The sequence below is a fragment of the Adlercreutzia caecimuris B7 genome (assembly GCF_000403355.2).
GTDB lineage: Bacteria > Actinomycetota > Coriobacteriia > Coriobacteriales > Eggerthellaceae > Adlercreutzia > Adlercreutzia caecimuris.
This window is the reverse complement of the sequence record NZ_KE159646.1, coordinates 831226-852280: the sequence shown is the minus strand read 5'-3', so window position 1 is coordinate 852280 and position 21055 is coordinate 831226. Positions and strand designations below refer to the sequence as shown.

The 21055-nt window shown below is 64.4% G+C and carries 13 protein-coding genes and 2 tRNA genes; 11 read left to right on the top strand and 4 right to left on the bottom strand.

The genetic code is table 11. The annotated features are described in order from the left end of the window. Nucleotides 1–49 precede the first annotated feature (49 nt). The gene (locus tag C811_RS07635) at nucleotides 50–2866 is read right to left on the bottom strand and encodes a PPC domain-containing protein (protein WP_016308962.1); all 2817 of its coding nucleotides are present in this window, start codon (nucleotides 2864–2866) and stop codon (nucleotides 50–52) included. Between the two features lie 50 nt (nucleotides 2867–2916). Beyond that, nucleotides 2917–3873: a fibronectin type III domain-containing protein gene (locus tag C811_RS16855; protein WP_198010022.1), complete on the bottom strand. Its 957-nt coding sequence runs from the start codon at nucleotides 3871–3873 to the stop codon at nucleotides 2917–2919. Nucleotides 3874–3966: 93 nt separating this feature from the next. Between C811_RS16855 and C811_RS16850 the strand changes: the two genes are divergently transcribed. The 10 genes from C811_RS16850 to sstT all read left to right on the top strand — a co-directional run bounded on the left by C811_RS16850 (nucleotide 3967) and on the right by sstT (nucleotide 16702). Next, nucleotides 3967–4287 (top strand): hypothetical protein, encoded by a 321-nt coding sequence (locus C811_RS16850; protein ID WP_198010021.1) that lies wholly within the window; start codon nucleotides 3967–3969, stop codon nucleotides 4285–4287. Nucleotides 4288–4989: 702 nt separating this feature from the next. Then, the gene (locus C811_RS07630) at nucleotides 4990–7617 is read left to right on the top strand and encodes a DMSO/selenate family reductase complex A subunit (RefSeq protein WP_016308960.1); all 2628 of its coding nucleotides are present in this window, start codon (nucleotides 4990–4992) and stop codon (nucleotides 7615–7617) included. Nucleotides 7618–7633: 16 nt separating this feature from the next. Then, on the top strand, nucleotides 7634–8251 hold the full coding sequence (locus tag C811_RS07625; protein ID WP_016308959.1) for a 4Fe-4S dicluster domain-containing protein: 618 nt from the start codon (nucleotides 7634–7636) through the stop codon (nucleotides 8249–8251). 87 nt (nucleotides 8252–8338) lie between these two features. Further along, nucleotides 8339–10225, top strand: coding sequence for an ATP-binding protein (locus tag C811_RS07620; protein WP_016308958.1), 1887 nt, complete (start codon nucleotides 8339–8341; stop codon nucleotides 10223–10225). Then, a complete protein-coding gene (locus C811_RS07615; protein ID WP_016308957.1) occupies nucleotides 10218–10922 on the top strand; it encodes a response regulator transcription factor in 705 nt (234 codons plus the stop codon). The genes C811_RS07620 and C811_RS07615 overlap by 8 nt, the downstream gene beginning before the upstream one ends. 262 nt (nucleotides 10923–11184) lie before the next feature. Beyond that, on the top strand, nucleotides 11185–12339 hold the full coding sequence (rpoD, locus tag C811_RS07610) for an RNA polymerase sigma factor RpoD (RefSeq protein WP_237564028.1): 1155 nt from the start codon (nucleotides 11185–11187) through the stop codon (nucleotides 12337–12339). A gap of 102 nt (nucleotides 12340–12441) precedes the next feature. Then, nucleotides 12442–14841 (top strand): bifunctional 23S rRNA (guanine(2069)-N(7))-methyltransferase RlmK/23S rRNA (guanine(2445)-N(2))-methyltransferase RlmL, encoded by a 2400-nt coding sequence (rlmKL, locus tag C811_RS07605; RefSeq protein WP_016308955.1) that lies wholly within the window; start codon nucleotides 12442–12444, stop codon nucleotides 14839–14841. A 159-nt stretch (nucleotides 14842–15000) separates the two neighbouring features. Beyond that, nucleotides 15001–15075, top strand: a tRNA-Asn gene (locus C811_RS07600). A 193-nt stretch (nucleotides 15076–15268) separates the two neighbouring features. After that, nucleotides 15269–15354, top strand: a tRNA-Leu gene (locus C811_RS07595). A 76-nt stretch (nucleotides 15355–15430) separates the two neighbouring features. Beyond that, entirely contained in the window at nucleotides 15431–16702 is a 1272-nt protein-coding gene (gene sstT, locus C811_RS07590; RefSeq protein ID WP_016308954.1) for a serine/threonine transporter SstT, read from the top strand. Nucleotides 16703–16838: 136 nt separating this feature from the next. On the opposite strand, the gene C811_RS07585 is transcribed toward sstT, so the two are convergent. Further along, nucleotides 16839–18509 (bottom strand): MFS transporter, encoded by a 1671-nt coding sequence (locus C811_RS07585; RefSeq protein WP_016308953.1) that lies wholly within the window; start codon nucleotides 18507–18509, stop codon nucleotides 16839–16841. 226 nt (nucleotides 18510–18735) lie between these two features. On the opposite strand from C811_RS07585, the gene C811_RS07580 reads away from it, so the two are divergent. Further along, nucleotides 18736–20610: a BglG family transcription antiterminator gene (locus C811_RS07580; RefSeq protein ID WP_016308952.1), complete on the top strand. Its 1875-nt coding sequence runs from the start codon at nucleotides 18736–18738 to the stop codon at nucleotides 20608–20610. A 238-nt stretch (nucleotides 20611–20848) separates the two neighbouring features. Here the strand turns inward: C811_RS07580 and C811_RS07575 are convergent. Next, on the bottom strand, nucleotides 20849–21055 hold a 207-nt coding region (locus tag C811_RS07575), incomplete at its 5' end, for an amidohydrolase family protein (RefSeq protein WP_016308951.1).

Sequence of the window (21055 nt, the reverse complement as noted above, 5' to 3'; positions counted from 1 at the left end):
CTCCTCCGCCCTTGTGCAGAGATGTCTGCGTGCCCGGTGTGCGCGAGGCTTACTTCTTGGTCTTCACCGTCTTGGCTTTCGACCAGCTGGAGTAGTACATCTTGCCGCCCACCTTCTTGTAGGCACGAACCTGGACGTAATACTTCTTGCCCTTCTTAAGCTTCGATACCTTAAGAGAGGATTTCTTTGCGCCCTTAACGGTTTTCTTCACGGCCTTCTTCATGGATTTCGTCGTAGCGCAGCGCACTTCGTAGCCAGAGGATTGCTTTGCGCTCAGTTTGCGCCAACGGACCTTCAGCGAACCTTTTCCGGCCTTGATCGTCTTAATTTTGGGAGTATCGGGGACGATCTTCAATGTGTAGCTAGCGTTCGACTTCGCATAATAGCTCGTGGCAGCTTGCGTTGTTGTGATGGTTGTTGCCCCGATACCCTTAAAGGTGACAAGGCCCTTTGAGTTAATGGTGGCAACTTTCTTGTTGGATGATTTGTGCGTGAGCTTGCCGCCGGATAGATTCTTGTACTTGTTGGAGAAGGAGCCGCTCCACGGCACCTTGATTGATTTCCTCGCGTACTTAAAGCCCGATGACGGCTTTACGACATGCACCTTAAATGATGTGGTTGCTCCCTTGTAATTTTCCGTCTCAGGGGCGGTGACTGTGATGGTTGCAGTGCCGAAACCCCAGGTGAGCATTGTTCCATCGTGGTACACCGATACAACCTTGTCATTTGAGCTGCGATAGGTCAGGTCGCCGTCGCCGTTATAGGTAACCTGATTGGAGAATCGCCCGGTCTTCCAATAATTGCGTCGTATTGAAGAAGATTTCACCTTCAGCGTTGGCGTTTTCTTCTGGAAGGCGTTCACGGTGATCGAGTAATGGACCTGTTCGGATGAAAAGCTGCCTACTTTGATGTAGTAGGTTCCATTTGCCGTAGGTTGGAAGACGGCCCGCTTGGTTCCGTTGGGAAGCGAATCGTATGATGAGCAATCCTTGAAATTGCCTGCAGCATCGTAGACATCCACGTGGTACAGATCCGATACGTCCCACAAGCCTTCTCGCGGGGCGAGGATAATGTCGTACCTTTTGCCCGCTGTTCCTGTGAACTTGAAGAAATCCTTATCCGATGCGCTCTTGGCGTTCCCAATATCGGCGGAACAAGCTACGCCGAGTTTGAGCGGTGTGGCCTGCTGAGCATTTCCGTTGGGTTCGATTTCGTAATTAGTCGAAGCTTTGTGTGTAAGAGTGAACGTGAAGGGCAGTGTCTTCGATATATACGTGGTGCCCGCGCGAAGACAGACGTAATAGGTACCCTTTTTCAAACCGACTGATGCGGAATAGGTTGACTTGCTGCTATCCGCTTCATCTCGAGCGTTGTAACTCCACACTAAATTGCGCGATGTGTCGTATACCTCCATAACCGGGTAGCTCGATTCCGGCTTAGACATCTCGATCTTCAAACATCCCGCGCTGGGCAGATTGACAGATGAGTAGACGTTCTTCTGATCGGAGGACCAGGAGGCACCGTTCTTCTTTCCAAGAGCGGCGTCGAGCGCATTCTCAAAATCCGTGCCGTGGGTGGTTCTGAGCGTTACGAAGTATTCTTTGCCCCAGGTATTTACATCGGCGCAGCGAATGAAAAGGAAGTATTTGCCCTTATTGAGGGCGCCGCAGCTAACGGTGGTCTTTCTGTTGCCGGACCCTGTTTTCCCCTCGCCAAGGAGATGCTGGTTCGAATCGTACAGCTTGTATTCTGTGACGCCCTGGGTGGCGAGTTCGAGGGATACGGAAGAACGAGAGCTCAAAGAGAGCGACAGATAATCGTAAGCTTCGGCCATTACGGGCGTCTCTAGGTCGTTCGGGAGGAATACCTCGAGTGTTGGGTCATAGGCAACGCCTGCGAAGGTTTTATCTGGGTATAGAGTGTCAGCCGTGTCAAAGCTGTCGTTTGGCTCGGTCTCGTAGTCGAACGAACCTATCGGATCGAAGGTGAGCTTCAGCTGCATAGTGCTTACCTTACACAATGCGGTAACGACGAGTGTATGCGTTCCCTTTCCGATGAGGAAGTCGCCGCAAATACCAGTGGTTCTTATTCTATCCAAGTCCCATTCCTGGATAGTTTTTCCTTCAGGTGACTTGAGTGCCATGTGAAGTGTCTCGCCTGAGCTGACGGAAGGGAGCTGAGAGAAGGCGAAAGCCATGCGAGAGGGTTCAGATGTAGTGAACTTGAATTCCCTCGTCTGCCCCGCTGCGAAGGTGTAAGGTCCAACGGTTTCTCCGTTGGTAATCGAAATGACCTCATCTTCGGGCGCAAGGGGAGGATCCGTTGGCGGCAGGGTGGGCGTTTCTTCCTCGCCATCGTGCTGAAGCAGGACTTCATAGCTCTTGTTCCACATGCTTGTCTCGGTTGATTGGACACTCATATAGTATTTTCCAGCAGGAAGACTGCCGCAATCAATCTGAGTGGTAGTTTGCTTTCCGAGCTCCGTCTGCCCGCTGATCGTATTTCCGCTGGGCGTGCGGTAGGGCTCCCCCTCTTCGTCGTAAATTTGATACGAGACACGGGAAGGGGTCGTGAGGGAGATGCGAACCTCTGATTCTTTCGCTAAGGAAAAAGTCAGCATATCTATATCGAGATGAATCATCTCGGTACTCCTGTCGTACATCTTTCCCGTAAAGGGTATGCCTGGCCGAAGCACGTCGGCGTACTTCATGTCATCATTGGGTTCACTCTCGTAGTCCATAGTTGCTTGGGGGGTCGGATCGTCGGCCCAAGCGGTGTGAGTATTTGTTGGAAGTGTCGGAAGCAATGCGCTGCACAAAAGAAGAGACAAGGCGCAGCGGCATGCTCTATTTAGGTCGGTACTCATCGTCTCTCCTTTTGACGATCGGCCGAAGGGCGGACGCGGGTCTTACTAGTCTACTTCTTGGTCTTCACTGCTTTGGCCTTCGACCAGGAAGAGTGGTAGGTCTTGCCGCCCGCCTTCTTGTAGGTGCGCACCTGGACGTAGTACTTCTTGCCGGCTTTCAGCTTCGATACCTTGAGCGTGCACTTCTTGCCGGCGGAGGAGGTCGCCTTCACGGTCTTGGCCTTCGCGCCCTTCATGGACTTCTTGGGCGACCAGCGCACCTGGTAGCCGGTGGTCTGCTTGAGGGCCGCCTTGCTCGGCTTCTTCCAGGCGACGGTGAAGCCCCGCTTGGCCTTCTTCAGCTTCTTCACGCTCGCGCCCTTGGGGTTGACCTTGAACGTGGCCGTCTTCGTGCCCGTGTAGGAGCCCTTGCCCTTGACGGTCACCTTGTAGGATCCGACGTTCCTACCCGCCTTGCAGGACACCGTGTAGTCTCGGCCCGCCTTCAGGGTCTGGCCGCCCATCTTCACCGTGACCGAGGAAGCCTTCTGGGTCTTGCCGTTGTACGTCTTGCTCTTTACGGACACCGATGCACCGGCGATAGACTGGGGCGTGTACTTCACGCTGAACTGGTAGGGCTTGGAGAACGCCCATGAATCATTGCAGAGTACTCCAATATAGTAGGTACCAGGCTGAAGGACTTTGGTTCTCAGGGATGCCGAGTCTGGGTCTGTCGAAGTTCCGTTAGTTTGGATGACGTGCAAGAGGTTTTGGTTGGAGTCGTGTATGCCCAGAAGAGTGGTTCCGTAGCCAGCGAGAACAATATCCAGCGAAGATTTTTTCGCCACATTGATTTTGTAGTAATGGCCGTCAACGTAGTCTCCATTAGCGAGGGTTACGCCCGAGAAAAGGACGCCGAGCACTGTTTTACCCCCGATAGCGATGCTGCCTGCTTTTGCGAAGGTGCGGGAATCAGAGGGTATCATCTGGTACTGCGACGTGCCCGACTCGACGATGTTGTAGCCCACGGTAACGGTTTGCTTATAGCCAGCATCACCGCTTATATATTTGAGGTTATACGAACCGGCAGGTAGAATCCACCCCGCCGTCAGGGTGTCGTTATGATCGACATAGATCCCATCAAGGAGGTTCTCATTGCTATCGTAGAGGGCGAAGGCTCCGACTCTATAATACATGCTGCCTTTGTCGAACGAGTTGAGATTGAACTCGACGAAAGAGGTATCGGAGAGGGAGAAGTTGAAGTTGATCATCTGATCGTAAATGCGATCAATGTTATACGTAATGCTTCTTCCGTCCACAAGTTGGATGGTGGGAAAACTGCTGCGAGCTGTTGCCTTGCTCTTCAGCTGCTCTGCGGCAAATGTGTCGGGCGTAATCGTCTCGAGGGCGGAGGCGTTTTTGCGAAACGCATTTTCGCCTGACGCTTGAGCGGGAGCGTCGGCAACATTTTCGGAAGAAAGAGCAGTGCCGAGCGCACCGAGGGTGCCATTGAGCGTACTGACGGAGTTCGTGGTCGCATTGGACGCATCCGTCTCTTCGGCCCAGGCTTGCTGGGCGCCCGCGAGGGCGGCTGCGGGTACGAGCGCGATGCTCAGAAGGGCCGCGAGTCCGATGCTCGCGAGGGTCCGGGGAAGCTTAGCGAGCGCTGCGCTCCCTACGTCTCTGGGGGGGGGGTCTGCATGGTTTCCTCCTTGTGATCGTTCTGCCGTTCTCTCTCGGGGCCGCCGCGACGGCAGCGCGGGCGGCTCCACTGCCATCATAGCAGCAACGGGCCGCCAAGGCCATGACCTTGCGGGTCAGCGAATGGATTTGCGCCTGCGCTCGCATGTGCCGGGCGCATTGCGGGGAGAGGGGCGTCAGCGGGCGCAATACGGGAGGGGGGCGTAAGGGTAATAGCTGGGGCGCCGCTTTCGCCCGCCTCGTGCCCTCGCACGGCCGTCTCTCGCGCTGCCGTCTGCCGACGGAAAGGCAACCCTCTCACCTGGGGCGCAATATTTCGATAAGAATTTCCCAAGGAAAAATGAACCAAATACCCATGGAGGTTCCACGACGATGCGCGTAGACTGCCCCAACGAGGGAGGATCCTGCCCGGGATCCTCGAGACGACGAGGAAAGGGGAGTCTATGGAGAAGACTGCGCAGACGTTCGGGGCCCTCAGCCGCCGTTCGTTTCTCGGCCTGGCGGGCGTTACTGGAGTCGGCGTGGCGCTGACCGGGTGCGCTCCGACCGCGCAGACCGACGCGCCCGAGGAGGAGAGCCTGCCCGTCACGGGTGGCGAGCCGCTCGACTACGATACGGTCACCTGGTCGGCGTGCCATGTGAACTGCGGCAGCCGCTGCCCGCTGAAGACCTACGTGAAGGACGGCCAGGTCGTGCGCATCGACATCGATGCCGACGGCGACGACGAGTTCGGCCCCGGCAAGATCTACCAGATGCGCTCCTGCGTGCGTGGCCGCACCAACCGCCAGCGCATCTACAGCCCCGACCGCATCCAGAAGCCGCTTAAGCGCGTGGAGGGCACCAAGCGCGGCGAGGGCAAGTACGAGGAGATCTCCTGGGACGAGGCCATCGAGCTTATCGCCACCACCATGAAGGAGATCAAGGAGGAGTACGGCAACGACGCCTTCTACATCCAGTACGGCACCGGCGTGCTCGGCGGCACCGTGTCGAAGTCGTGGCATCCCGACTCCACCATGTTCGCCCGTCTCATGAACCTGTGGGGCGGCTACCTGCGCCAGTACGCCGACTACTCCACCGGCCAGATCACCTGGGAGATGCCGCTGTTCAACGGCGACGCCTGGTCCAACAACGAGGTGACCGACCTGGTGAACTCCAAGAACATCGTGCTGTTCGGCAACAACCCGGCCAACACGCGCATGTCCGGCTCGGCCATGCAGTACCTGCTCACCCGGGTGCGCCAGGACAACCCCGAGGCCACCATCGTGGTGGTGGACCCGCACCTGTCCGACACCGCCGTGGGTGTGGCGAACCGTTGGATCCCCATCCGTCCCGGCACCGATGCGGCCCTCGTCGCCGGCATGATCCAGTACCTCTTTGCCGAGGGCAAGCTGGACGAGGATTTCCTCCGCAGCAAGTTCGTCGGCTTCTTCTCCGACAGCTTCGCCGAGGACGTGTCGGCCGCCGAGCCCACGAGCACCGCGTTCATGGGCCTGGATGCGTCGGGCAAGCTGAAGGTGAAGGGCGACATGTCCTACGAGGCCTACCTGGCCGGCACCGGCGCCTACAAGGGCACCGGCGAGAAGACCCCCGAGTGGGCCGCCGCCATCACCGGCATTCCGGCTGCCGTCATCCGCGAGCTGGCCGACCTGTACGCGGACGGCCCCACGGCCACCATCCAGGGCTGGGGCCCGCAGCGCCACTCCAACGGCGGCAACAGCTCCCGCGCCATCGCCATGATCGCCGCCATCACCGGCAACGTGGGCATCTCCGGCGGCGGCACCGGCGCCCGCGAGGGTGTGGGCGGCGTGCCCTACGCCACTCCGACGGCCATCCCGTGCTTCCCCGAGAAGAACACCGTGGATGTGTGCGTGTCCTTCTTCGATTGGTACCAGGCCATCGAGGACTACACGGTCATGAACGACGCCACCTGGGGCATCCGCCATATCGACGAGACCGGTGCGACCTCCTATGCCGAGGAGCCCGGCACCATCGCCCTGAAGGCCCCCATCAAGTTCATCTGGAACTACGGCTCCAACGTCATGATGGGCCAGCACGCCGACATCAACGACTCCCTGCGCATCTACAACCTGCCCGACGAGAAGGACTCCGGCGTGCGCATGATCGTGACCGTGGATCCCTGGATGACGCCGACGGCCATGGCCTCCGACATCATCCTGCCCGGCACCACCCCCTTCGAGGAGGACGACCTCACCACCGGCGGTACCGCCTGGACCGGCTTCATCTGCTGCGAGAGCAAGGCCATCGAGCCGCTGTTCGAGGCCAAGCCCGTCTACGAGATCTGCACGCTCATCGCCGACAAGCTGGGGCTCAAGGACGAGTTCACCGAGGGCAAGAGCCAGCTCGACTGGATCGAGTGGTGCTACGAGCAGGGCAAGGAGGCCGGCGACGACCTGCCCGCCACCTTCGAGGAGTTCCGCGCCGGCGGCCTGTTCAAGCAGACCGACGACCACGAGCCGGCCGTGGCACCCCTGCCCGAGGCGCTGGCCACCCCCTCCGGCAAGTACGAGGTGTTCTCCAAGCAGGCCTACAACCTGTCGAAGCAGTGGGACCTCACCGGCGGCGGCGTCATCCCCGACGACGGCCGCGACCAGATCACGGCCCTGCCCATCTGGTATGACCACTTCGAGGGCTTCGGCGACCCGCTGCGGCAGGAGTACCCCTTCCAGCTCATCGGCCACCACACCAAGACGCGCACCCACTCCTCCTACGGCAATGTGCCCTGGATGAGCTCGGTGGCGCCCCAGCAGTGCTGGATCAACGACGGCGACGCGGCGACCCTCGGCATCGCCCAGGACGATACCGTCATCGTGTCCACGGAGCGCGGCCGCTCCCAGATGACTGCAAAGGTCACCAACCGCATCATGCCCGGCGTGGTCAGCGTGCCCCAGGGCGCCTGGTACGACCCGGAGACCCGCGACGGGGCCACCATCGGCGACCGCGGCGTGCTCGACCGGGGCGGCTGCATCTCGGTGCTCACGTCCTCGCGCCCCACGCCCATCTCCAAGGGCAACGGCGTGCATTCCAACCTGTGCAAGATCGAGAAGGCCTAAGAAGGGGGAGATTACCATGGAACAGTACGGATTTTTCGTCAACACCGACATCTGCACCGGCTGCAAGGCCTGCATGACCTCGTGCTTCGATCGCAACGATTTGGAAGTGCCGGCCAAGTTCCGCAAGGTGTACGAGTTCGGCGGCGGCGAGTGGACCGCCGACGAGGCCGGCGCGTTTACCGCCACGGCCTTCACCTACTACGCCTCCATGACCTGCGGCCACTGCGAGAGCCCGGCCTGCGTGGCCAACTGCCCCACCGGCGCCATGCAGAAGGATCCGGAAACGGGCATCGTGAACAACGATAAGGAGAAGTGCATCGGCTGCATGACCTGCGAGAAGAGCTGCCCCTACGGGCACCCCGTGCAGCTGGACGACGGGCTTTCCCACAAGTGCGTGCTCTGCTCCGACGAGAACCCCGAGGGCACCCCGGATCCCACCTGCGCCAAGGCCTGCCCGGTGCGCGCCCTGGAATTCGGCCCCATCGCCAGCTTGCGCGAGGCGCACCCGGAGGGGGCGGCGGCCATTGGCGAGCTGACCGATGAGACCGGCCCGGCCGTGGTGTTCGCGCTGCATCGCGACGCGGACAAGGGCGGCACGCTGCGCAACCCGCAGGAAGTGGGCCACGAGGCCTAAGGGCGCGACCCGTCGTCGTAAAGACTGGTATTATTGCGGCTGGTAGGGTATAACATCCTACCAGCCGTACCTGCATGGGAGGCAGCGGTGGGGAACTGCGAGAACGGAGAGGGGAGCAGGGCCGCAGAAGGCTCGGACAGCGTGATGCGTCGCGGGGGAGAACAGAGCGCCATCGGATTGAGGACGAAGCTCATCGGCCTTCTGACCGCTGTGCTCGTGGTCATCTCGGCGGTGTTCCTCGTGTTCACCTACGACGACCAGGCTCGCCGGGCCGAGACCGACCTTCTCGAGAAGTCGCGCGTGCTCGTCACCGAGATGGATGCGGTATGGGACTTCATCTCGCTTAACCAGAGCGTCATCAACTACACTGCCGCCGGCGACTACGACTACAAGGGGCTGCACTGCGCCATCGCCGGCAAGTCCGTGGCGGCCCTGTTCTCGGAGAAGTCCGACTACTCCATCCGCTTCACCAACCTGAACCCCCGCAATATCTACAACACGCCCGACGCCTACGAGGCGGCCGCTATCGAGGGCTTTCTGGCCGAGGGCGGCCCCGACGAAGCCTGGGGCTTCGAGACCGAGGAGGACCAGCAGGTCTTTCGCTACGTGCGCGCCATGGACGTTTCCGAGGACTGCATCGAGTGCCACGGCGAGCCGGCCGGCGAGATCGACGCCACGGGGTATCCCAAGGAAGGCTGGAAGGCGGGGGATGTGGCCGGGGCCGTGTCGGTGGTGGTGCCCGCCGATACGGCGCTGTCCAACATGCGCGACGCGGTGGTGGCGAACATGCTGTTCTTCCTGGCCGTGGTGGCGTCCATGGCGCTCATCATCTACATCGTCATCAGCCGGCTCATCACCGAGCCGCTGACCGCCCTGCGCTCCTCGTTCTCGCGCGTGGCCGGGGGCGATGCGGGCGCCGCGGCGGCTGCGGGTTGCCCGCCGACCCTCTCCGGCCTTCCCGGCGAGGGCGCGCTTGCCCGCGCCGACCGGGGGGTGCTGTACTCCTCGCGGGAGGTGGACGGGCTCATCGAGCAGTACCATTCCATGGCCCGGCGCCTGGAAGAGCTCTACGGCAGCCTGGAATCCCAGGTGGCCGAGCGGACCGACCAGCTCTCCCGCGCCAATGCCGAGCTGGAGCGCCAGCGGCGGCGCATGGAGGAGATCAACGAGCGGCTCGCCCGCGACAACCAATACAAGTCCGACTTCCTCGCCATCGTCAGCCACGAGCTGCGCACGCCGCTCACGTCCATCCTCGCTTTCGCCGACCTTTTGGCCGCCTCCATCGATCCGGACAATGTCGAGGCCGCCCGTCAGCTGGAGGAGATTGACAAGAACGGGGCCATTCTCCTGGAGATGGTGGACAACGTGCTGGAATGCGCGCGCATTCAGGCCGGCTCGGAGACGCTGAATGTGGAACTGGTCGATCTGAGCGATTTGGTGGGTATGGTGGAATCGGCCATGGAGCCGGTGGCGCGCAAGAAGGACGTTGCCTTCTCCACGCGCGTCGATCCGGATGTGCCGCTTATCATGGGCGATTGGGAGAAGCTGCGCCGCGTGCTCGCGAACCTGACGAGCAACGCCGTGAAGTTCACCGGGCCCGGCGGCACGGTTACAGTGCGCGTGCGCGCCGAGGCGGCCTGTCCGGCCGGGATGGCCGCCGCACCCGGCAAGGGTCGTGCGGTAGCATCCGGCGAGGGGCGAACCGCTGCGTCGGGCGGGGGCCGCGCGGTGGTGCTCGAGGTGGCTGACACGGGCATCGGCATTCCCGCCGAGGCCCAAGAGCTCATCTTCGAGCGCTTCCGTCAGGAGAACATGTCGACGGTGCGCCGCTACGGCGGCAGCGGCTTGGGGCTTTCCCTGGTGAAAGACCTGGTGGCGATGATGGGAGGCGCGGTGTCGGTGGAAAGCGAGCCGGGTCGCGGCTCGCGGTTTTCCGTCGTGCTGCCCTTGGAAGAGGAGGATGTCCATGACTAAGGTGATGCTCATCGACGACGATGCGTCGATGCAGGTGCTCATCGATCAGATCGCCCGCCGCGGCGGCTACGACTTCTGCTACGCCGGAAGCGGCGCCGAGGGGCTTGAGATGCTGCGCGCCGAGCGTCCCGACTTCCTCATTCTGGACGTCATGCTGCCCGACATCAACGGCTTCGAGATCTGCGAGATCATCCGTGCGGAAGGCCGCAAGGTGCCCGTCATGTTCCTCACGGCCAAAGGCGACATCGTCGATAAGTCCATCGGCTTCAAGGCCGGGGCCGACGACTACCTGGTGAAGCCCTTCCAGCCCGAGGAGCTGCTGCTGCGCCTGAACGCCCATCTGCGCCGCCGCCAGCGCGAGCGGGAGGGCGCGATGCCGGACCATCGCGCCGAGCTGTTCCGCACGGGCGATTTGGAGATCCACTTCGGCAAGTACGACGTGCGACTCGGCGGCGAGCCGGTGGCGCTGTCGTCCCGCGAGATCGAGCTTTTGGAGGTGCTCGCCTCCGATGCGGGCTCTGTCTTCACGCGCGACCAGATCCTGGAGGCGCTCTGGGGGAGCAAGGAGGCGGCCGATCCGAACTCCATCACCGTCATGGTGCGCAAAATACGGGAGAAGATCGAGGACGACCCCTCCAAGCCCCGCTACTTGGTAACGGTCTGGCGCGTAGGCTACAAGCTGGCCGATCTTCGATGATGCGTGGCGATTCCGTGGAAAATGCCCTCCGCTGTAATATTGCAACTTGTGGGAGCTTTTCCCTTGAAGGCGGCTGGCGGTTGTAGTATTCTTCTCTGCTGTATCTCTGCGCCAGAATTGCATTTTCATGCCCAAAATCGGGCGCAGGCACCAGAGAAAGGACTTTTCCGTGGCTGATGCTGCCAAGAATCCTGAGAAAGACATCGAAGAGGTCATCGTGGCCGAAGACGTCGAGGAGATCGACGAGATCGATGACGACGACATGGACAACGCCGAGCCGCCGGCGAGCGCGGCGGGCGATTCCTCGGCGGACAACCTGACCGAGGACAAGATCGAGGCCGGCATCGATTCCGAGGAAGATCTGCTGGACGGCATTCCCGAGGACGAGCTGAAGGCCACGGTGGAGGCGGCGGCTCTGCCCAAGGTGACGCCCCGCACCCGCGCCCGTGCCCGCGTGCGCGCCAAGCGCAATCCCGATGCCGGCGTGACCATGCTCACGGGCGATCCGGTGCGCATGTACCTGAAGGAAATCGGCAAGGTGCCGCTGCTCACCGCCGCCGAGGAGATCGATCTCGCCATGAAGATCGAGGCTGGCGTGGCCGCCACCGAGGAGCTGGAGAAGGCCGAGGCCGACGGTATCGAGCTGGAGCGCCGCGAGAAGCGCCGCCTCTCGCGCATCGAGCAGGTGGGCCTGGACGCCAAGCAGCAGCTCATCGAGGCCAACCTGCGCCTCGTGGTGTCCATCGCCAAGCGCTACGTGGGCCGCGGCATGCTGTTTTTGGACCTCATCCAGGAGGGCAACCTGGGCCTCATCCGCGCCGTGGAGAAGTTCGACTACACCAAGGGCTTCAAGTTCTCCACCTACGCCACCTGGTGGATCCGCCAGGCCATCACCCGCGCCATCGCCGACCAGGCCCGCACCATCCGCATTCCCGTGCACATGGTGGAGACCATCAACAAGCTCGTGCGCATCCAGCGCCAGCTATTGCAGGAGCTCGGCCGCGAGCCAACCCCCGAGGAGATCGGCGAGGAGATGGGGCTCACCGCCGAGCGCGTGCGCGAGATCCAGAAGATCTCCCAGGAGCCGGTGAGCCTGGAGACCCCCATCGGCGAGGAGGAGGACTCCCAGCTCGGCGACTTCATCGAGGACGACGCCGCCGTGGTGCCCCCCGATGCCGCCAGCTTCTCCATGTTGCAGGAGCAGCTGGCCAAGGTGCTTGAGGGCCTGGCCGAGCGCGAGCGCAAGGTCATCAGCCTGCGCTTCGGCCTGGAGGACGGCCACCCGCGCACCCTGGAGGAGGTGGGCCGCGAGTTCGGCGTCACCCGCGAGCGCATCCGCCAGATCGAGAGCAAGACCCTGGCGAAGCTGAGGCATCCCTCCCGGTCCAGCAAGCTGAAGGACTACCTGGAGGACTAGCGTATCCGGGTGCCCGCAGCCTCTCGGTTGCGGGCACTTTCGTTTCTAGGCTGCGTTTCAGCCGAAATCGACATCGAATTTGAGAGTAAGGCGGTTGAAACCATGGGCGAGAGTCGCGATACGAGGTTCGAGGACTGCGAGTTCTTCGCAACGTGCCCTCCGGGGGTGGAGGGGCTTCTTGCCGACGAGCTGCGAGGCCTTGGCGTGCGCAAGGTTCGGCCCCTGGCCGGTGGAGCGGCTTTCTACGGAAAGCCGGCTGTGGGCCTGCGCGTGTGCCTGTGGTCGCGGTTGGCGGGGCGCGTCAACGTCGTCGTGGGCCGCGTGGACGCCCGCGATGGCGAGGCCCTGTACAGCGGAGTGCGAGACCTTGCCTGGGAGGATGAGATCGCGGTCGGGGCGAGCATCGCCGTACGGGCCCACGGCACCAATGACGAGCTGCGCAACACGCAGTTCACGGCCTTGAAGGTGAAAGACGCTCTGTGCGACCGGCTGGTGGAGGCGCGGGGGAGCCGTCCCGATGTGGACGCGGGCCGTCCCGACGCGCTCATCGAGGTGCGCCTGAAAGGGGCCCGGGCGACGGTGTCGCTGGATCTGTCGGGCCGCTCGCTCTCGCGGCGCAGCTATCTGGATGCGAGCGATGGGGCCGAGGCTCCCGTGGCCGTGGCCCAGGCCGCCGCGCTGCTCGCGGCGCTCGACGCAGCCGCGCTGCTCGAGAAGGGCTGGGGGCTGCTCGATCCGGCGGCCGACGACGGCATCCTCGTGTGCGAGGCGGCGGCCATGCTCGTGGATCAGGCGCCGGGTCTCGTGCGCGATCGTTGGGGCTTCTCCGGCTGGGCCCGCACCGATGCCGAGGCCTGGGACGACATGCTCGCCGAGGCCGATAACCGGTTGGAGGCGGGCCTTGAGCGCGTGCTCGGCGCCGAGCGGGCCGCGTATGCGGCCTCGGATGCGCCCGACCAGGAAAGCGTGGCCGTCGTGGGGCTCTCGGAGTCGTCGCCGGCCATCGCGCGCGCCCGCCAGCACCTGCGGGCCGCCGGGCTTCGGGCCGTGGCCAGCGTGGAGGCGGCCTCTGGGGATGCCGCCGCGGTGGAGCGGCGCCTGGGCGCCGTTGTGGCTCGGGCTGCCGGGGAGGGCGCGGCCCTCGTTGTCGCGAACGCCGCCCCGCCCTCCCGGGACGACGATGCTCGCGCCGTGGCCGAGCAGGCCGCCTGCGTTGCCGCAGCGCGGCGGGCGCCGGCCGGATCGCGCTTCGGCTTCGCGGGCTCCGGTGCGTTCGCGTCCCGATTCGGGGCGGCGCCGGAAAAGCGGTTTGCCCTTGGGGTCGGTCGCACCGAGGCCGTCGTCGAGATCTTCGCCGTGCCGCCGCGAGAGCCGGCCGTTATACTCGTGCCCAACCCCGCCGGCGGCACCGAGCTTTCCGTGGAGGTGAACGACGCCGGGGTCGCCCAGTTCGCCGCTCGTCTGCGCAAGGTGGCCCGGGAGCGACGCAAGTGGGCCGCCCGGGAGGGCGTGGCCTGCTACCGCCTCTACGACGGCGATCTGCCCGAGTACGCCTGCGCCATCGATCTGTACGAGGGCGCGGCCGAGTCCGAGGGCATCCTCTACGCCCATGTGGCCGAGTACGCCGCGCCCAAGTCGGTAGACGAGGCTCTGGCCCGCGCCCGCTTCGAGGACGTGCTCGCCGTGGTGCCCGCCGTGCTCGGCATCCGGCCCGACCACGTGTTCTCCAAAGCCCGCGTGCGGGCGCGCGGGGGCGGCCAGTACCGCGATGCCGGCGGCCGCAGTTACGTGACCCACACGAGCGAGGACGGCCTCATCTGCGAGATCGACTTGGGCGGCTACCTGGATACCGGCATCTTCCTCGACCATCGCACGACCCGCGAGATGGTGGGGAAGATGGCCGCGGGCAAGCGCTTCTTGAACCTGTTCGCCTACACGGGGGTTGCCACCCTGCATGCGGCGGCCGGCGGCGCATCGTCCACGACTACGGTGGATCTCTCCCAAACCTATCTCGACTGGGCGGCCCGCAACATGGAGGCCAACGGTTTCCCCGCCGTCCTTGCCGCGGAGCGGGATGGCCGCGGCGCGGCGGGCCGGAGGGGCGGCGCGAACCGTCGGCCGCGCCACGAGCTCGTGCGGGCCGATGCGGTGCGCTGGATCCAGGAGGCCCGGCGCGAGCGGCGCCAGTGGGATCTCATCTTCGTTGATCCTCCCACGTTCTCGAACTCCAAGGCCATGGGCCGGCGCACGTGGGATGTGCAGCGCGATCACGCCGAGCTGCTCATCGGCGTCTCGCGGCTGCTGGCGAAAGACGGCCTGGCAGTGTTCTCGTGCAACCTGCGCGCCTTCAAGCCCGACACCGAGGCGCTGGTGCGCGCTGGCGTGGAAATCGAGGACATCACGGCGAGCACCATTCCGCACGATTTCGAGCGCAACCCGCGCATTCACCATTGCTACCTGGTGCGGCGGGCTGTCTCGGCGGAGGCGGGGGCCGATGCCTGAAGCTGCATCCGACCGACACGGGGCACAGCCGGCCGGCGCTCGGAGCCGTCCGGCGGCTGGTGAGAACTATTTTCGTCATCGACCAAAAAAGTTCTTGCAAACCCGGGGCGCTTCGGTATAATTCTATCTTGCGCTGAGGGCGAGAAGCCCCGCCGACATTCCTCGGTAGCTCAACGGCAGAGCATTCGGCTGTTAACCGAAGGGTTGTAGGTTCGAATCCTACCCGGGGAGCCATGAACGTTCGGAACCCTCCTCTCGGAGGGTTCTTTCTTTTCCCCTGCTGCTCCGCTCCGTGCGATCCGCGCGGATTCCCGTCCCCGAAGAGGCGCATCCCAAATACGGTAATTGGCCGTTGACCCCTTGTCAGGGCGGGTCTTTTGCTATTATAGAGCGACGCGACGAAGCTCATCGCCGCGAATTCGGCAATGCGGGCGTGGCGGAATTGGCAGACGCGCCAGATTTAGGTTCTGGTGGGCAATCCCCGTGAAGGTTCAAGTCCTTTCGCCCGCACCATGCTTTCCCTCCGGCCTTCGAGCCGGCCGCCGGGACGCGTCGGGCACGGCGCGTGCAAAGAAAAAGGAGAATCACCTTGGCAGTCCCCGCAGTATTCAGGAAATACAACGAGATCAGCCTCATCAAGCGCATTCTCGTTGGTCTCGTTATCGGCATTGTTCTGGCGCTGCTCGTCCCTAACGTGCAGCCCTGGACCGACGTCATCACGCTTTTGGGCTCGCTGTTCGTGGGCGCTCTGAAAGCTGTGGCACCCGTCCTCGTGTTCTTCCTGGTCATCAGCGCCCTGTGCAACGCCGAGGGCGCCGGCACCATGAAGACCGTCGTCGTTCTCTACGTGATAAGCACGCTCGTGGCCGCCATCGTGGCCCTTATCGGCAGCGAGCTGTTCCCCTCCGCCCTCACCCTGGACACCTCTTCCATGGTGGAGCAGGCCGCTCCCGAGGGCATCGGGGAAGTGCTCACCACTCTGCTCATGAACATCGTGGCGAATCCGGTCGACGCGCTCATGAACGCCAACTACGTGGGCATCCTCGCCTGGGCCGTGGTTCTCGGCATCGCCCTGCGCGCTGCCGGCGAGCGCACCAAGGAAGTGTTTACCGCCATCTCCGACGCCGTGTCCAAGGCCGTGCGCTGGGTCATCAACCTGGCCCCCTTCGGCATCCTCGGCCTCGTGTACGCCTCGGTCAGCACCTCCGGCACCGATATCTTCTTCGAGTACGGCCACCTCATCCTGGTGCTTGTGGCCTGCATGCTCGTCATCGCGCTTGTCACCAATCCGCTCATCGTGTGGGTGTGCACCCGCAAGAACCCTTATCCGCTCGTGCTGCGCTGCCTGAAGGACTCGGGCCTCACCGCGTTTTTCACCCGCAGCTCGGCGGCGAACATCCCCGTGAACATGGAGCTGTGCCGCAAGCTCGGCCTGAACAAGGACAACTACTCGGTGTCCATCCCGTTGGGGGCCACCATCAACATGGCCGGCGCCGCCGTCACCATCACGGTGATGACCATGGCCGCCTGCCAGACCATCAACCTGGCCGTCGATCCGGTGACTGCGCTCATCCTCTGCGTGCTGGCCGCCGTGTCCGCCTGCGGCGCCTCCGGTGTGGCCGGCGGCTCGCTGCTGCTCATCCCCATGTGTTGCGCCCTGTTCGGCATCACCAACGACATCGCCATGCAGGTGGTGGGCATCGGCTTCATCATCGGCGTCATCCAGGATTCCTGCGAGACCGGTCTGAACTCCTCTTCCGACGTGGTGTTCACGGCGACCGCCGAGTACCGCCAGCTCATCAAGGAGGGCAAGGAAGTGCGCCTCGGCCGGGACGCCTACTCCGCCGACGAGCTGGCCTAGCCCCGCCGACGACATATAGCCCAAGCCCAAGGGAGCCCGCCTCGGCGGGTTCCCTTTTTGCGTGCCGAGGCATGGGGGCGCGTGTCGCGGCGCTCACGGCTTTGGCAGAGCGTGCGGCTCCTTCTCTTCTGCGGGGCTAGGAGCGGGTAGTGCTCTCGGCCCGCTCGGCTACCAGGGTCTTTCCGGGGCTCTTGGGAACGGCGGTCTCCACGAGGTTGCGCGTGGTCAGCAAACTGAGGAGCACCACGCAGCCGAGGGCGCCGAAGGTAAGGCGCATGGCATTGGATTGCGCGGCCGACTTCGCCTCCACGAGCTTGGCGGCCTGGTCCTCGCTCGCGCCCCACTGGGCGGTGAGCTCGTCGAAGGCATCGTCGGCCATGAGGGTGGAGGCCCGGTCGGTGGCTGCGGCCATGAGGTCGTGCTGCACGCCGCCCTCGACGGCGAGGGCGGTGAAGCCGCCGGCCATGGTGAGCAGAAGGCACGTGCCCGCGAGCGCGGTGCCGAGGGCCAGGCCGATGGAGCGGGCCGCCCCCTGGATGCCGCCGGACTGCTCGGCCTCCTTGCGGCTCACCGAACAGGCCACGGCGTTGTTGGCCTGGGAGTTCACGGCGCCTACGCCGAAGCCGCCGAGCGCCATGCCCAAGAACAGCGGTAGCGTCACCCCGTGCTGCTGCACGCCGAGGGCCATGAGGCCGCAGGCGCAGGCGAGGGCGACGAACCCGGCGCGGATGATGAGCCGCGAGGAGAGGTGCGGTGCCAGCTTGGGCAGGAAGGTGGCCAGAAGGAACATCGGAATGCCCGAGAGCAGCGACAGGAGACCCGTCTGCAGGGCCGTGAATCCGGTGACGAGCTGCAGGTAGGGCGTGGCCAAGATGCCCACGGCGCCCATGTAGAAGAACGGCACGAACACCGCGGCCAGGCCGGCGCGCACCCCCTTCGAGGTGACGAAGACCGTGGGAATGAGCGGGTTGCCCCGGCGCTCGGCCCGGCGCTCGGTGGGCACGAGCAGACCGAGCAGCAGAAGCCCCGCTACGATGGCCGGCAGGGTGGGGGCCATGCCGAACACGGTGAAGGGGCACATTTTCTGCGGGGCGAGGATGCCCCAGTCCGACAGGTGCGACACGCCGAGCAGCGCGAGCCCCAGGCCGAGCGCGGCCACGGCAGTACCGGCCACGTCGAAGCGGGCGTGCCTGCCGGCCGGCGGGGTGGCCGGCACGAGACGCGTGCAGCACAGCACGATGGCGAAGTAGGCGGCCATGATGGCGAAGGTGAGGCGGAAGCCGGCTTGGTCCATGACCGCGCCCAAGGCCAAAGGCGACAGGGTGGAAAGCGCCGCCGCTCCGGCGATGGTGCCGAAGGCGATGGCCCGTTGGCGTCCCTGGTACAGCGCGGCCACCAGGCCCAGCACAGCCGGGGTCACCAGGCATGCGCCGAGCGCCATGACGACGCGGCCGCCCCAGGTGAACACGGCGATGTTGGGAGACAGCGTGGCGATGAGCTCGCCGACGAGCGCCATGGAAAGCCCTGCGGCCAGCCCCCGGCGCAGCCCGATGGTGACGCCGATGAGGCCGCCGGCGATCATGAAGGCGCCGGCAATGAGCGAGAACAGGGCCGTGGCCACCTGGATGTCGTCGAGGGTGGCCCCGAGCGACCCCACGAGGCTCGCCGTGGCCAGGTTCATGGCCGCGCTGTCGCTGGAGGTGCCGATCTGGGCCAGGGCCAACACGGCCAAGGGCCCGTAGCTTGCCTGCGGGATCGTTGCGGGCCGCTGGTCGCTGCGATCAGCGGCGAGAGCCATAGTCGCCATAGTGAACCTCTCAACCGGTTGCGGACTCGCGAGTTGCGAAACCCAATATCTTGCCCGTTTCACTCAGAGATTTTCCTCCAAGGGACGGTGCGGGCGGCCGTGTCCCGGGGAATCTCTTCCAACTGTTGCCATCTTGCCACGGTATCGTCGCCCTCGGCGCCGCCGGCGGGGCTACACTGGTTCTGTGAGCGATTCGCTCAGGTACCGATAGGGCAGAGGAGGGGCCATGAACAGCAGGCAGGGAGCGCTTTTGCGGGCGCTGCTCGATGCCGGCGACTACAAGACGTCCGCCGACTTCGGCCGCGAGCTCGGCTGCTCGGACCGCACGGTGCGCAGCGATGTGAAGGCGCTCAACGCGTTTCTCGAGCACGAGGGCTTCGCCACGCGGGTCGGCCGTCAGCGGGGCGCCGGGTTGCGCCTCGCGCTCGCGGTCGGCGAGGAGAACCGGCTGGTGCGTCTCCTCGGCGAGAGCGAGGCCGAGATGCACCCGCGTTACGAGCGCCTGTGCCAGGAGATGATCGCCCTTACCTGCTGTCCCGGCCCCCATAGCGCCGACAGCCTCGCCCGGCGCCTGTTCCGCAACAAGCAGCAGATCCAGGCCGACCTGCACTGGTGGGAAGGGGTGCTTACCGTGAGCGGTCTGAGGCTGTCGGCGGGGCGGACCGTCGCCGTGGAGGGACCGGAGTGGACCATCCGCGGCTTCGTCATGTCCATGCTGTTCTCCTTCCCGGCCCAGGCCGTGCGCCGCCGCATCATTCCCTCGCTGCTCGGCGCCATGGACCCCTACGACCGGCAGTTCCTCGAGCGCTGCATCGACGAGATGGAGCGCGATCTGGGCTTCGAGTTCTCCAGCAACGCCCAGTGGCAGTTCAGCGTCTACCTCTGCATCATGGTCACGCGCATCAAGCTCGGCTGCGGCTTGCGCCATTGGCGCGACGACGGGGAACCGACCCAGTTCTTCGCCTACCTGCGCCGCCGCCTGGAGCGCCACTTCTCCATCGCCGTGAGCGAGGCGGAGATGGGGCTTCTGCGCGACATGGCGAACTGCTGCACCTGGCAGTGGAGCCTGGCGGCCATGGAGGCCTACGAGCCGAGCGAGCGGGCCCGGGCCATCGTGGATGACATCGCGGCTGCGCTGGAGGGGGCCTTTGGCGCGCCCTTGCCCGAGGACATGGGCAAGCCCCTGGCCATTCTGCTGGAGAGCGGCCTGGCCCGGCGCTCCTGCGAGCTTCTGGCCCCGAACCCCAACGAGAGCGCCGTGAAGTACGAGGCCATGGATGGCGCGCTGCTTTTGTCCTCGGTGCTGTGCGAGGTGCCCTCGCTCGTGGAGGCGGCCCTGTTCAGCCCCGATTACGCCCGGCTCGTTCTCGTGCTGTTGGATTACCTGGAGGCCACCGGGGCCATGCGCTGCTATCGGGTGGGGCTGGTGGTGAACTGCGGCATCGATCTGGCCCTGTGGGGCGCGCACCGCATAGAGAAGCTCTCCTCGCGCCTGTCGGTGACAGATGTGCTGACGGAAAACGAGGTGCTCGCCGCAACCGCGGCGCCCGCCTGCCGCCTGCACGACCGCTTCGACTTCCTCGTGGCCTTCGAGCCTTTGGATGTGGACTTCCCCAGCGTGACCATCTCGCCGGCCGTGAGCCGCAGCGACATCGATCACATCATCGCCTCGGTGCCCCTGTGGCACCGGGGCCGGGAGGTGCGCGCTCCGTGGGAGCGCCAGGTCCTGCGCTGCCAGTCCGCGCCCGACAGCCTCCTTCGCGGCCTGTACCGCGCGCTTTCGGACGATGGGCTCATCGCCATGGACTTCGATCGCTTCTCGTGGCTTTTCTGGACGCTCTCCCTCGTGCGGGATCGCACCCTCGTGTTCGCCTGGTGCGGCCCGGGCGTCGCCTCCACGGCCATTCGCATCTACCAGTTGGAAGAGGAGGCGCGCAACGAGGCTGTCGGCTGCACCATGGCGGCGGTGCTCGTCGTGGCCGAGGCCGATCGGGGCGACCTCATGCCCCTCACGCAGCGGTTCAAGCGCCTCGTGGAGGACTATGCCGATACCTCCGATCTTGTGAGCGACGACGGCTTCTTCGTCGGTTTCCCCGAATAGGAGAGCCGTCGCGCATGCTCGGTGGCCGAGCGACCGTGCCTGCGCCCCTTCCCGCTGCCCCTGCGGCCGCACCGCTTCGCATTTCCGGCATCCGCCCGGTCGAACCGCCGCGCATTCGTCGCGATTGCTCGGTCGGTTCGCTGCCCGTTCCCGCACTGCGTTCGGCGCATCAAAAAAGGGGAGGCCGCGAAGGCCTCCCCTCCAGTCGTACCCGGCCGGCGGGCGGAAGCGTGCGGGCCTACTGGCCGTCGCGTTCGTAGAGGGTCTCGCCCTCCTTGATGGTGGCGAGCACCTTGATGTCGCGGATCTCGCGCGGGTCCACGGCGAGCGGGTTGCGGTCGAGCACCACGAGGTCGGCCAGCTTGCCCGCCTCCAGAGTGCCCTTGTCGGCCTCCTCGCCGTACTGGTAGGCGCCGTTGAAGGTGATGGCGCGCATGGCCTGATA